We start from the raw sequence: 12,068 nt of genomic DNA on the forward strand, positions 1-12,068 counted from the left end.
CGTTCCTCTCGTCTTTCTTCAGGTCTCGATCGACTTAGCCTTGCGGTCGGTCCACGCCTTGCCCGCGTCCCCACCCCACAACTGCCAGGCGATGAACCAAGCGGAGGGGTGACTGTCCGAATTCCACCTGTGGGCCTTGGTGTCCTGGTCGACCGCGTGGCGGGCGAAGAAGCTGTGCATCGCCTTTACGGCCGCCATGGACAGGTCGGAGCGCTCGGCAAGCTGATGGGCACGGTCGACTCCGACCTGAGTCCCACCACAGTCGAATTTCTCGCGCAACCTGAGGCTACGGCGCGCCGCCGAGGCCATTTTGAGCGTGGGTGTGAACGTCTTGTCGGCCATCCGGATCACCTCTCCTTCACTTGATCGGATAATCGCGACGCGGCGATAGCGTTCCCTGCATCGTGCCGTTCACACGCCCGAGCGGTGTCGCCGCCGCGCCGAAAGATGGTGAGCGCCCGTTCCAGCGGCGGGCGCACCGGCTTCGGCTCGACACCAATGTTTTAGTTCCGACTGTGCGAGGGGCCCGGGCCAGCAGCGCGATAGCGTCAGGATGACCTAGCCATTGCCCTTCATCCGGCGCGTCTCCCAGCCCTTCTTCGCCGCTGCCGATCGCTTCTCGGCGCTCTGGCTGGAACCGCCCTTGCGGCCGCCCGTCCGCGACGACGCGTGGTCTTCCGTCTTGCCGCGACCCGAGCCCGATTTCTTGCCGCCGCCCGACTCCTTGTTCACAGTAGCCCAGGCGCGGCGCTCGGCCTCCTCTTTGCCGACACCGCGGTCCTCATAGCCTTCTTCGATATGTTCGGCCTTGCGCTTCTGCTTATCGGTATAGCTCGACTTGTCGCCGCGGGGCATGGTCCATCTCCTTGTTCGTGGCCCCCGAACCAGGACAACGCGGCATTCCGGAAATGGCTTCCAGCAATGCTCTGCATCACTGTGAAAAGCCTCTGGTTCCCAGAAACTTCAATGGCGATCGCTCGTTCGCAAAATTAGCGGGCGAATGTAAGAACAGGCACCAGATCATGCGGTGACCTTGTCTTCTTCTCGCGCTCCTCTCGACATCGGCACTCGCGCAGCAAGACGTGCCGGATCCTGTCCTCCCCCTTCCCTTTCTCACGCTGCCTGTCGTCGATCGGCATAGATGTCGGCCGTCCACTGCTCGACCCAGCACTCGGTGAGTTCGTCGTGATCGAGGTCTCCAGTCTCGATCAGCGCCCCGATTCCCTCGCGAGCCGTGACGATCGAGGCTTCTCGAGGGTCGCGTCGGGGCAATTTCGGCCTTGGCCGGCGCGCGGGCGTGATGGTGCGCTGGCGGCGCGTCGCTGGGGCAGAAACCACCGTGTCATGTGCTGCGCGACAAGTTCGTCGGTTTTGGATACTCTGCGGCGCAGAGCGTCATGTCTTGCTGCTACCCCGTAGCCTTGGGAGGCGATGCTGGCGATCCGCATCTCGAACGGCCGTGGGAACGGTAAGGCCGATGGTAGCGGTAGGGAAGAGCACCTGGCGGGCCTCGCAGCGCTTGGGATCGAGTTCGTTGAGGCACCGCGACTTGACGTCCGGAAGCGCGACAAGGCTTCCATTGCCCGCGCTTGGTTTGAGCTCGACGTCGGTCGGCTCGACCTGAGCGAACAGCACGACGAGCCCGGCGAGATCGAGCGGGGTCGAGAACTGCTGGTAGCGGATCTGGTCTTCACTACGCACCGTCCGCGTCGGCAGAGCGTTCATAATTGCCGAAAGGGAGGGGATCGCTGCCGTGGCGGCAGGCCGTGGGAGAGTGAGCGCGTGCCGGGACAATCCCTGCTCGAGCAACTCGAAGCTGTCGCGCTGGGTCCAGCGACCCTCAGCGTTTGTGCCGCCGAACAGGCCGAAGCCTCGGCGTTCAGGACTTCGCGGTTTTTGGTGCCAGTAGCGATATGATGCGCGACGTTGTAGAGCGCAGCAGTGCGGCAATCGTCTTTATGTGGAAAGAGGTCCGTCACGTGTGAGCTGCTGATGCTGACCATTGCGGCACTAGGCGTCCCCCTCCTCTTTATCGCTTCAGATTCGCCTCGGCCCAGTCCTTGGATGGCCGCTCTCGGTCAGCGCTGCTAGGCTCTCACTGGGAAAATTGGGTGCGGCGTCATAGCGCGCGCCAAGCATTGCAAGGCGTTCGACGATGTTAGTCGGGTCAGCGGCCCGGTCGAGAAGGTCAGGGATCACGCGATATGTCTCCTGTTTGAGACTGCCGGGACACCAAGCTCATTAAGCCAATGCGCGACCCGTTCCGGTCCGCTTTCACTTTCAAGGCAAGCGGGCCATTGCTGGTTTTGCTCGATCGATAGAGCGATCAGGCGAGGCCACTCGTGAGGCTGGGGCCAGCATGCCGCACGATTGTGCCGCTTACAGCCGCCAGCCTGTTGGCCTTCGATGCCTGTTCGTCGAACGGACGGGGTTCGGGCAGGCAGATGAAGGGGCGGCGCGCCGACAGAACTGCGCTGACGACGCCAACGCCTGCAGCGCCAATGACGACCCCGGCCGCAGCAATCTGCGCGTCCGCATCATCGACCCACCCCCGCAATTGCAGATTGGCTGGCATGTCGGCGGGCACGGTGCAGGGACCGATGATGCGCCATTGCGATGCGGGCGCTGCGCGAGCTGCCATTGCCCAGTGCTCTCCATTGGAAATGCCGCCCCCGCGCCCCAGAACGACCAGTACAACGTCATCCTTCACGCTGATATTCTGGCTGACAGATCGGACGATGCCCGGTGCGTAGAAGGTCTTCTCGCGCACCCACCCTGGGGTTTCGTCATCGTCAAGCGCATCGTGGAAAGGGGCGAGCAGAGCGGTAGCTCCGCGAAAGGCGTCCAAATGGGCAGCATCAAGGCGACTTCCGCTCAACCGAACATAGACGGTTGGCACCGATGCAAGTCGCGCCAGCATCGCCACCTCGACCGAGACATCCACCACCATCAGGCGCGGACGCGCCTCGGCGATCCAGCCTGTCATTTGCGCAGTACGCTGGCGGAGGCCTTCATGATCCAGCGGCGCATAATGCAGGGATGAGGGACGGCCGACAGAATCGATGCCGGCGAAGCTGTCGTCCAGACGATCGTCAGGTAAATTAAGGAAGGGGAGGTTTCGGGTTCTGCCGGCAAGCCCGCTCCCCATGAGCATGACATTGTCCAGCGATTGACCGATCGCGATCGCACGCTGGCGATGGCCGTCGCCGTGATGATGGACGTAATATCCGATGGGGCGGTTCATTGGACGGCTGCCATCTCGGCTCCCGCCATGCCGGGAAGGGGTATGTCGCAGGGCATGGGGGGAAGGGCATGCTCTGCTTCCAGACACGACGCTACGCCCACCTTAGCCCTCGTCCGAAGCCGCCAGCGTGCGCGCTCCTCCCAATGGGAGAAAGCAGGGACCATAGGAATTTCACCGCTTGCGGCGTGGTCGATCCACCGCTGCATGTCGGCCGCCATGCCGCCACTGGCACGTCCTGCTGTTCGTGAAGATGCCCGGGTCCAAACCGCGTTCGGGTGGACCAGCTTGCCTCCCACTTTGATCGCAGCCTCGACCAGGGCACGATCCTCGCCGGTCGCCAAGAGCGGAACGCCGCCCGCTCGGCGATAAAGGTCGACGGGCAGCGCAAGGCTCGCCCCCGTATGATCGCCGTGTCGCGGCGGGATATCCCATGCGACCGGATCGATCATATCCTCGATCGCCCGCACGGCCTGCCAATAGGCATCGAACCGGCGGCGCAAAGTGAAGATTGCCGGTGCCATGTCCGCTTCCCGCTCGTCCAGTTCGATGCGACCGCCAATGATTCGCTCAGGAGAAAAATGTGCCAGATTGGCCTCGATCCAATCGGCGGGTGGTCGGCAATCCGCATCCGTAGAAAGCAATAGGCCGTCGGGCGTCAGAAGATCAGCCCCCATCTCCATCGCCGCGCGGCGGGCAGATCCGGCGTGGGCAAGTTCGGGCTCGAACACGCGCTGAACGATGTGAAGCTCAAACCCCGCCTTGGAGCGAAGCGTGACCTCAACTGCTTTTGCATGGGTAAAGTCGCCACTGTTGTTGACGCATATCGCGACAGCAAAGCTCTGAACGGTTTGCCGGGCTAGGGCTTCGATCAGGCGACCGATATGCTCCGCCTCGTTACGAGCCGGTATGCAGACGCAGACTGGTCGCCTCATGCGACTCTGGCAATAAGCGGCGCAGTCTGCGGCTCGTGGGCTACATCCGAAGCAAGCGCGAGCTGGCTGTACACGGCTTCATACTCATCGACCATGCGCTGCGCGTCGCAATATCGTTCTGCATGAGCCCGGCAGGCACTGCGGCTCAGCACTGAAGCCGCCAGTGCCGCCGATGCCAGGGATGCAACATCGTCTGGCTCTGCAAGAACGCCGCAATCTTCATTCAAAAGCGCAGGCACCCCGCCGCGTCGGAATGCCGCGACAGGTGTACCGCAAGCCAAGGCTTCGGCCACGACCAGACCATAGGGTTCTTCCCATCGCGGCGTGCAAAGCGCGGCGATGGCCCCTCCCACCAGGCGGGCGAGCTCGCGGTGGGACAGATGCCCGACATACTCGACGTTCGCATCCAGGCGCGGTGCAATCGCCTCTTCGAAATAATTCTGGTTTAAGACCGGGCCGGCGATACGCAGCGGCAAATCTGCAAGCCGCGCCGCATCGATCGCATAGTCCAGTCCCTTTTCGGGGACGATCCGGCCATACCATACCAAATACGGCGTTTCGCCCGCGACAGGCTGGTACGGGAAATGAGTGAGATCGATGCCGTTCGAAATTACATGATCGGTCTTGGCCACGTGGGCCCACATGTCGGCCGTCGCCTGGGATACGGCGACATAGGTCATCGGTCCGCGGTTGAGCCGGACCCCGCTTTCCAACCAGCAAAAGGGCGGGGTATGGAGGGTCGTTAGGACGGGGGCGGCAAGCGTCTCGGCCATGCTGACGGGGAGATAGTGCAGCGAATTGTTGTGGATCACGTCAAACGATCGCGACCGCAATTCGGTCATCAGCCCGAGATAAGCATGGTGTTCGCGGAAGAAGGCAACATCGTTAGCTTCGGCAATGCCTGTTTCGAGGAGCGAAGTCTCATCGCAGATCGCTTCCACCCCTAGCGCGGGATCGGAACGCGTCGAAGCGAAAAGCGTGACGTCATGTCCTCGTTTGCGCAGCGACCGCGCGAGCAAGTGAGTGTGCATCTCCAGCCCGCCTGCAAACGGCTCGCTTATTGGGAACTTCAAATGGGCTATTATGGCAACGCGCATTCAATGGGCTCCCAGCGACGATGCGTATGGTTCGCAACCATCAAGCCTTTAACGTCTATGTTAGGTATTATTTCCCGGATGCGTCCGGTTTTTCTGCAACGAACGCAGCTTAACTTCGATCAGTATAGTGATTCCAAATTTTCGATTCCGATAGCGGAAAATCATATTATCCCAAAAGGCCAATTTACATCCGGCTGACAACAGCAGGGAGCAATTTTTGACTATATGAAGATTATAGTTGGCCAACTGGTTTGATTAGGTATCCTGCTATTTTCGAATACCATTTTTTGTCGCTAACCTACGGGTAGGCGATCACGGAATCTCTCGGACGTTGATTTTTGAAGTGCCGACTTTTTTCCTCCTGATGCGTTGCGAGTGAACCATATCACGATCAGCGCGAAAGGGACTGACATGGCCAGTAAGAACGTAATGGAAAACACGGCGGGAAACGGCGGGGAAACACATCAGCAAGCGAGCGATGATAATGTCTTAACGACTAACCAAGGCATCCGGATTTCCGATAACCAGAACCAGCTCAAGGCAGGCGGGCGCGGCCCGGTCTTGCTGGAGGATTTCGTTCTGCGTGAAAAGATTTTCCATTTCGACCATGAACGCATCCCGGAACGAATCGTCCATGCCCGTGGCTCAGCTGCCCATGGCTATTTCGAAGCGACCGACGACATCTCCGCCATCTGCAAGGCGGCGGTCTTTGGGAAGGGAACCAAGACTCCAGTCTTTACACGCTTCTCGACGGTCGCAGGCGGCGCAGGTTCGGTCGATACCCCGCGCGACGTGCGGGGCTTCGCGGTCAAGTTCTACACCACAGAGGGTAATTGGGATCTGGTCGGCAACAACATCCCGGTCTTCTTTATCCAGGACGCGATCAAATTTCCCGATTTGATCCATGCCGCCAAGATGGAAGCCCAGACCGGTTATCCCCAGGCGGCGACGGCTCATGATACCTTCTGGGACTTCATCAGCCTGATGCCCGAATCGACCCACATGATCATGTGGGCGATGAGCGATCGCACCCTCCCGGCCTCATTCGCCACGATGGAGGGCTTTGGCATCCACACTTTCCAGATGGAAAACGAAGCAGGGGACGTGACCTTCGTGAAATTCCACTGGAAGCCCAAGGCCGGCCTTCAGTCGACGATCTGGGACGAGACGGTAAAGATCGCCGGCGCCGATCCCGATCATCAGCGCCGTGATCTGTTCGAGCGGATCGATCGGGGTGACTTCCCGGAATGGGAGTTGGGCATTCAGGCCTTTGACAAGGCGTTTGCCGACAGCCTCGATTTCGACGTGCTTGATTCCACCAAGATCATCCCGGAAGAAATGCTACCGGTGCGTGTGATCGGCCGCATGGTCCTTGATCGCTATCCCGACAATTTCTTCGCGGAGACCGAGCAGGTAGCTTATTGCCCGGGCAACATCGTGCCCGGAATCGGCTTTACCAATGATCCGCTGTTGCAGGGCCGGCTGTTTTCCTACCTCGACACCCAAAAGTCGCGGCTTGGCACGGCCAATTTCCACCAGCTTCCGGTGAACGCTCCCAAATGCCCGGTGATGAATTTCCAGCGCGACGGCCAATTTCAGATGGCGGTCCCGAAGGGGCGCACGAACTACGAGCCCAATGGCCTGTCTGAAGGGGCCGAGACGCGCCCCGGAGATGAACCCGGGCCGCGTGAATGCCCGATCACCGGCTATCGCAGCATCGCCGTTGCAACGGGGCCCAACGAGGAAAGCGGCAAGCTTCGCATTCGCGCCGAAAGCTTTGCCGATCATTATAGCCAGGCGAGGCTATTCTTCCGTTCCCTTGCCGAGCCGGAGAAGGCACATCTGGCCTCGGCTCTGGTTTTCGAACTCAGCAAGGTCGGTTTGGCCCATGTTCGCACGCGAATGATGGCCAACCTCGTCAACGTCGATCCCGCGCTCGCCAAGCGCGTTGCGGACGGGCTCAACATGGAAGTTCCCGCGGCCTCACCATCGGCTGCGCCGATCAAGGACATGGAGCCCTCCCCCGCGCTGCGCATCGTCGAGGGTCCGCGGGCACCAAAGTCTATCGAGGGCCGCACCATCGCAATCCTCATCGCCGACGGCTCTGATGCCGGCGTTGTCGACGAGCTGACAAGCCAGATCGGCGATGCCGGGGGCCGACCGGTGATCGTCGCACCCAAGATCGGCGGCGCGAAGATGTCCGATGGTTCGATGCTGGAAGCCGATTTCCAGCTCGCCGGCGGTCCCTCCGTGCTATTCGATGCCGTTGCCGTCATCCTCTCGGAAGAAGCTTGCATGCAGCTTGTCAAAGAGGCGGCTGCCGTCCAGTTCGTGATGGACGCCTTTGGGCATCTCAAGGTCATCGGCCATACGGCAGCAGCACAACCGTTGCTCGACAAGGCCGGCGTCGAACTCGACGAAGGCGTAACTGACCTTGGTGCGACCTTCATCAAGGCTGCCGCGACCCGGATTTGGGCGCGCGAACCAAAGATCCGCATGCTGGCGTAGGTATTGATCGGGAACACGTCACCCCAGCACGCGTTTTACCGTTATTCCATTTGAAGGAGAGCATCATGAGCATTGAAGGCAAAGCCAAGGAAGCTGCCGGTTTCGTCAAGGAAGAGATTAACGAACACGGCGACACCCCCGAAGCGAAGAAGAAGGCCCAGGAAGGCCGCGATCTGCGCAACGAAGGTCGGGTCGAAGATGGCAAGGCGCCCAAGACGACGGAGCCGGGCACCGGCGCCAAGGAATAAGGCTCTATCCAGTTTCAGAACGCCGCCCCTCGCGGGGCGGCGTTTTGTTTGTTCAATGTGGATCAGATCGTCAGGACCTCATCCAGCTCATCCGCATTTTCGGCGATTCGCGGAACTTCCTCAAACTGACGCAAAGCGGTGAAAGCAAGCGCACCGACATGCCGGGCTTCAAAATACATTGCATGCAGGTCGCCTCGCCTGCGTCGTAAACAACCCTTCCGACCTTCAACCGTCGGTGATCAAGCTCTGATGCGCGGATCGGATACCGCAATTCCGAGTATGCGTCCGAGGCTGATCCGTTGTTACTGTGGGCGTCGGCTAGGCCGGCCACAAAACGTCCGTCGGATGTTCCCCTGAAGCGTCCCGGGCTTTCCGGAGGTAGTATGATTTGAGGGTCAGGCATCCATATCCGATCTCTATGGCTGCATAGTAGTTTGTCTCGGCCGCGGCGGGAGGAATGTAGCCGGTGGGGCCGAAGAGGCGATGGTTGAACCAGTGGACCCAGCCCAGGGTGGCCATATCGACGGCTGATGCGCTCGGTCAGGAGCGCTGGCGCCAAATGTTTTGGCGGCATACGTCCCGAACTCCGAAACCAGCGCGGTCCGAGCGGTGTTGAAATGCTAGCATCCGCAGCAGCCTCCTCGCTCGTACGCCCGCAAGCGATGGACTGCCAGAAGCGACGATGATGCTCACGCAACCAGGCAAATGGACGCCCGGATGAATGCAACTTCTCTCGGGTGCAGCGTTCTGATGCTCTTCGACCAGCCATGTTCGCAATCTCCAATTTCTTGGTGTTGCAATGACCGGTTGAATCCGCCGGGCGAGGAGTTCATTGCTCTGCTGACCATCACGACAGAACATGAAGCGGCGGTAATTGCCGAGTGATTACGGTCGGCGGTGCGCCGGTGCTCATCGGGCAACTCGGCATCACCGTTTCCGCCAGCGTTGGCGTGACGACCACAAGCGACCACCGCCACCAACAGCGAAATCCTGGAAAGCCTTATACAGAGCGCAGACGCCGCCCTGTCCCGCGCGACGCAAAGCGGGAGAAAACGGGTTATCATCGCCTAGCTACGCCAAACAAGGCTGTTCGCCAGGGCCAGTCGCATCGGACGCATTCGAATGTGCGTCACCCACGCTTGCCCTACTCCACGAGGGTAGGCAGACCGAAGACGCCTTTCAGGCATCCTCTCCCAAACTTTTCAGAGCCGGTCCGCGTGGTGGCTTTTTTTTGGTTGTGCGAGCACCATCTTGTGGTCGGCCGGCATCAGGGGCATGAAACGGACAAGGGGATTAACGCGAATGAATGGTTAGCGTCCGCGCTCGTGGTGTAATTTCTGGTGTAGATTGAGGTGATCGCATCGGGTGGGGCATGCCCCACCCGATGCGATTTCGATCTCGGTGGCCACCGGGCTCATCGGTAAGGTGGAGTTACCACACTTCACACGCCCACCGAGGAGTTGATCCCGATGACCGACGACAGACTACCGCTTGCCGAGCTGATGGCGAAGACCGGAGATGGAGATTTCCTGCGCACGATCGCCGAGAGCGTATTGCAGATCATCATGGAGGCCGACGTCGACGGCCTCGTCGGCGCTAGCCGACACGAGCGCTCCGGCGACCGGACGACCTGGCGGAACGGCTACCGCGACCGCAGCCTCGATACCCGGCTCGGCACGCTCAACCTGAAGATTCCCAAGCTGCGGACCGGCGCCTACTTTCCCGGCTTTCTGGAGCCGAGGAAGACCGTGGAGAAGGCGCTGGTCGCGGTGATCCAGGAAGCGTGGATTGCCGGCGTCAGCACCCGACGCGTCGACGAGCTGGTGCAGGCGATGGGCATGACCGGCATCTCCAAGTCCTCGGTGTCCAAGCTGTGCAAGGATATCGACGAACGCGTCCATGCCTTCCTTAAGCGACCCCTCGCCGGTGAGTGGCCCTATCTCTGGCTCGATGCCACCTACCTCAAGGTGCGCGAGGGCGGGCGGATCGTCAGTGTCGCCGCGATAATAGCCGTTGCCGTCAACATCGAGGGCAAGCGCGAAATCGTCGGCCTGCACATTGGCCCCTCCGAAGCCGAACCGTTCTGGTCGAGCTTCCTCAAGGACCTCGCCCGGCGCGGCCTGAGCGGCGTTAAGCTGGTCATCTCCGATGCGCACGAGGGCCTCAAGGCAGCGATCACCCGCGTGTTCAGCGCTACCTGGCAGCGCTGCCGCGTTCACTTTATGCGCAATGCCCTGGCTTACGTGCCCAAGGGCCAGAACACCGTGGTCGCCGCTGCCATCCGCCAGGTCTTTCTCCAGCCCGATCATGCCGCCGCAACGCAGGTCTGGCGCCAGGTCGCCGACCAGTTGCGAGCCCGCTGGCCAAAGCTTGGCGCTTGCATGGACGACGCCGAGCACGACGTCCTCGCCTACATGACATTCCCCGAGCAGCACCGGGTCAAATTGCATTCGACCAACCCGCTGGAGCGCCTGAACAAGGAGGTGAAGCGTCGCGCCGACGTTGTCGGCATCTTCCCGAACGAGGATAGCATCATTCGCCTCGTCGGCGCTGTCCTGCTCGAGCAGAATGACGAATACCAGCTCCAGCACCGCTACATGCAGATCGAGGGCATGGCCGCCCTTGCCACACCAATGATCGAGGAGGTCCAGCCGCTACAGATTACACCCAAGGCCGCCTGAAAATGCAGCCCGCTGGCCACACCCAATTTTACACCACATTGACGGACGCGACCAATGAATGAAACGCTGACCGCATTGTCTTGCAGGTGATCGAGCGGACACCGCAGTGGGTGCGGCACGACCTTGAGGCGAAAGACGCGGCAATTCGGAGCCGCGCGAAAGAGACGCTTGCGGCGATGATTGCCGCTGCCCTTGATGAAGCCAACGTTCGTTCCAGTGAACAGATGGCGTGATCCAGCTGGGTAACTTTGCCCAATTTCGGCAACACGCCAAATTGAGTTGAGTATAGGGATGTGTCCGAATGATCGGAATTTAGGTCTGCGGGAGACTGGTATGCCCAAATCGCTGAGCGAACGGGTGGGTGATCTTGAAAGTGCAACCGTCAAAGCTGAAGGCGCGCAGTTAGCGGTACATGACCTTTTCGCCCGCCTCCTGTTGCAGTTACACGAGCCCGAGTTCGAAAAATGATTGGAGAGTTGATCGAACACGCCGACGAACTCAATGGTCAACTCGGTGCGGACCGCCTAGCCGGGTACAAAGACGAAATGCGCTCAATCCGCGAAGAAATCGAGCATGCCCGGCAATTGCCAAAAGACGTCTTCGCCCACCTCTTACGCCCATGACGTTAAGGACAGACCCTGCGGTGAACTGCGCTACCCAAGCTTCTTCATAAGGCGCCCGGCTGCCCCGTGCTCGGCCGCCAGGTTACGATTATAGGCAAGCGGCATGCGTGGACTCTTCCAGCGCAGCGCATCCATGATCCCGGCAAGATCCTCGCCGCTGGCAACCAAATCCTGGTTCAGGCCAACGCGCGTGGAATGACCGCTGACCCGCTTCAGCCAGCGCTCGAAGTCATCGTTCGTCAGGTCCGGCAAAGCGCCCTTTTCGAGAGCCCGCCGGATGATCGCGCGCCAGATTGGCCCGACCGAGCCCGGATGCAGAGCAGCCTCGCCGAAACTGTACTCGGTGCGCGCCGGTACTGCGGGCTTGGGCAACGTTTTGCGCAGGTCCCAAATCTCCCGCCCCGATATCGTCGCCACGTCGCGCCCGGGCACCCGGGCCCGCGCCTTGTAGCGCCGCATGATCACCGGCGGAATAACGGCCCGGTGGCGATGCTGGCCGCCGCGGCCCACGCTGCCACCGCGCGCACGGTCCTCGGGCTGAGGAACGCGGTGGCCCCCTCCCCTTCGCTGTCGCCCTTGCTCCGCGCGATGGTCAGCAGTCGTGCATCGGGATCGGTGGCAGGCATGATGTCCTCCATCGTAACCGCGACCAGTTCGCTGGCGCGCAGACCTGTGTCGTACGCAAGACTGAGGAGCGCGCGATCGCGAGGCCCATAGGCTCATCGTCGTCGGCCC

Annotated in this window: 14 protein-coding genes and 1 pseudogene; 6 read left to right on the forward strand and 9 right to left on the reverse strand. The window is 60.9% G+C overall.

The genetic code is table 11. The features are described 5' to 3' along the window. Positions 1–18 precede the first annotated feature (18 nt). From ACFFDA_RS11495 to ACFFDA_RS11525, 7 genes are all read right to left on the reverse strand, one after another. Positions 19–342 (reverse strand): hypothetical protein, encoded by a 324-nt coding sequence (locus ACFFDA_RS11495; protein WP_404478797.1) that lies wholly within the window; start codon positions 340–342, stop codon positions 19–21. Positions 343–558: 216 nt separating this feature from the next. Next, on the reverse strand, positions 559–855 hold the full coding sequence (locus ACFFDA_RS11500; RefSeq protein WP_404478798.1) for a plasmid stabilization protein: 297 nt from the start codon (positions 853–855) through the stop codon (positions 559–561). Between the two features lie 258 nt (positions 856–1,113). Next, on the reverse strand, positions 1,114–1,338 hold the full coding sequence (locus ACFFDA_RS11505; protein WP_404478799.1) for a hypothetical protein: 225 nt from the start codon (positions 1,336–1,338) through the stop codon (positions 1,114–1,116). Positions 1,339–1,395: 57 nt separating this feature from the next. Beyond that, entirely contained in the window at positions 1,396–1,701 is a 306-nt protein-coding gene (locus ACFFDA_RS11510; RefSeq protein ID WP_404478800.1) for a hypothetical protein, read from the reverse strand. Positions 1,702–2,326: 625 nt separating this feature from the next. Next, entirely contained in the window at positions 2,327–3,244 is a 918-nt protein-coding gene (locus ACFFDA_RS11515) for a glycosyltransferase (protein WP_404478801.1), read from the reverse strand. Further along, entirely contained in the window at positions 3,241–4,176 is a 936-nt protein-coding gene (locus ACFFDA_RS11520; protein ID WP_404478802.1) for a glycosyltransferase, read from the reverse strand. The genes ACFFDA_RS11515 and ACFFDA_RS11520 overlap by 4 nt, the downstream gene beginning before the upstream one ends. Further along, complete coding sequence (locus tag ACFFDA_RS11525; RefSeq protein WP_404478803.1) at positions 4,173–5,273, reverse strand: glycosyltransferase; 1,101 nt, start codon at positions 5,271–5,273, stop codon at positions 4,173–4,175. Before ACFFDA_RS11525 ends, ACFFDA_RS11520 begins: the two co-directional genes overlap by 4 nt. Before the next feature lie 411 nt (positions 5,274–5,684). Here ACFFDA_RS11525 and ACFFDA_RS11530 point away from each other — a divergent pair, with 411 nt between their 5' ends. Continuing rightward, positions 5,685–7,781 carry a catalase gene (locus tag ACFFDA_RS11530; RefSeq protein WP_404478804.1) on the forward strand — a complete coding sequence of 699 codons (2,097 nt, stop codon included), beginning with the start codon at positions 5,685–5,687 and terminating at the stop codon, positions 7,779–7,781. 65 nt (positions 7,782–7,846) lie between these two features. Next, complete coding sequence (locus tag ACFFDA_RS11535; RefSeq protein WP_404478805.1) at positions 7,847–8,029, forward strand: hypothetical protein; 183 nt, start codon at positions 7,847–7,849, stop codon at positions 8,027–8,029. Between the two features lie 689 nt (positions 8,030–8,718). Here the strand turns inward: ACFFDA_RS11535 and ACFFDA_RS11540 are convergent. Beyond that, positions 8,719–9,009: a hypothetical protein gene (locus ACFFDA_RS11540; protein WP_404478806.1), complete on the reverse strand. Its 291-nt coding sequence runs from the start codon at positions 9,007–9,009 to the stop codon at positions 8,719–8,721. 489 nt (positions 9,010–9,498) lie between these two features. Here ACFFDA_RS11540 and ACFFDA_RS11545 point away from each other — a divergent pair, with 489 nt between their 5' ends. The 4 genes from ACFFDA_RS11545 (at position 9,499) to ACFFDA_RS11560 (ending at position 11,333) form a co-directional block, all read left to right on the forward strand. Then, positions 9,499–10,710 (forward strand): IS256 family transposase, encoded by a 1,212-nt coding sequence (locus ACFFDA_RS11545; RefSeq protein WP_404477663.1) that lies wholly within the window; start codon positions 9,499–9,501, stop codon positions 10,708–10,710. Between the two features lie 86 nt (positions 10,711–10,796). Beyond that, a complete protein-coding gene (locus ACFFDA_RS11550; RefSeq protein ID WP_404479245.1) occupies positions 10,797–10,943 on the forward strand; it encodes a DUF6771 family protein in 147 nt (48 codons plus the stop codon). A 100-nt stretch (positions 10,944–11,043) separates the two neighbouring features. After that, positions 11,044–11,178: a hypothetical protein gene (locus ACFFDA_RS11555; RefSeq protein WP_404478807.1), complete on the forward strand. Its 135-nt coding sequence runs from the start codon at positions 11,044–11,046 to the stop codon at positions 11,176–11,178. 8 nt (positions 11,179–11,186) lie between these two features. Continuing rightward, on the forward strand, positions 11,187–11,333 hold the full coding sequence (locus ACFFDA_RS11560) for a hypothetical protein (RefSeq protein ID WP_404478808.1): 147 nt from the start codon (positions 11,187–11,189) through the stop codon (positions 11,331–11,333). A gap of 30 nt (positions 11,334–11,363) precedes the next feature. On the opposite strand, the pseudogene ACFFDA_RS11565 reads toward ACFFDA_RS11560, so the two are convergent. Then, positions 11,364–12,046, reverse strand: a pseudogene (locus ACFFDA_RS11565) (integrase); the annotation flags it as partial. Positions 12,047–12,068 lie beyond the last annotated feature (22 nt).

Source organism: Novosphingobium sp. BL-52-GroH (assembly GCF_044813085.1).
Taxonomy (GTDB): Bacteria; Pseudomonadota; Alphaproteobacteria; order Sphingomonadales; family Sphingomonadaceae; genus Novosphingobium.

Excerpts from the sequence above, each read along its gene's own strand:
- ACFFDA_RS11495 (WP_404478797.1), bottom strand. The coding sequence starts at position 342 with ATGGCCGACAAGACGTTCACACCCACGCTCAAAATGGCCTCGGCGGCG.
- ACFFDA_RS11545 (WP_404477663.1), top strand. The coding sequence starts at position 9,499 with ATGACCGACGACAGACTACCGCTTGCCGAGCTGATGGCGAAGACCGGA.
- ACFFDA_RS11500 (WP_404478798.1), bottom strand. The coding sequence starts at position 855 with ATGCCCCGCGGCGACAAGTCGAGCTATACCGATAAGCAGAAGCGCAAG.
- ACFFDA_RS11525 (WP_404478803.1), bottom strand. The coding sequence starts at position 5,273 with ATGCGCGTTGCCATAATAGCCCATTTGAAGTTCCCAATAAGCGAGCCG.
- ACFFDA_RS11520 (WP_404478802.1), bottom strand. The coding sequence starts at position 4,176 with ATGAGGCGACCAGTCTGCGTCTGCATACCGGCTCGTAACGAGGCGGAG.
- ACFFDA_RS11530 (WP_404478804.1), top strand. The coding sequence starts at position 5,685 with ATGGCCAGTAAGAACGTAATGGAAAACACGGCGGGAAACGGCGGGGAA.
- ACFFDA_RS11515 (WP_404478801.1), bottom strand. The coding sequence starts at position 3,244 with ATGAACCGCCCCATCGGATATTACGTCCATCATCACGGCGACGGCCAT.
- ACFFDA_RS11535 (WP_404478805.1), top strand. The coding sequence starts at position 7,847 with ATGAGCATTGAAGGCAAAGCCAAGGAAGCTGCCGGTTTCGTCAAGGAA.
- ACFFDA_RS11555 (WP_404478807.1), top strand. The coding sequence starts at position 11,044 with ATGCCCAAATCGCTGAGCGAACGGGTGGGTGATCTTGAAAGTGCAACC.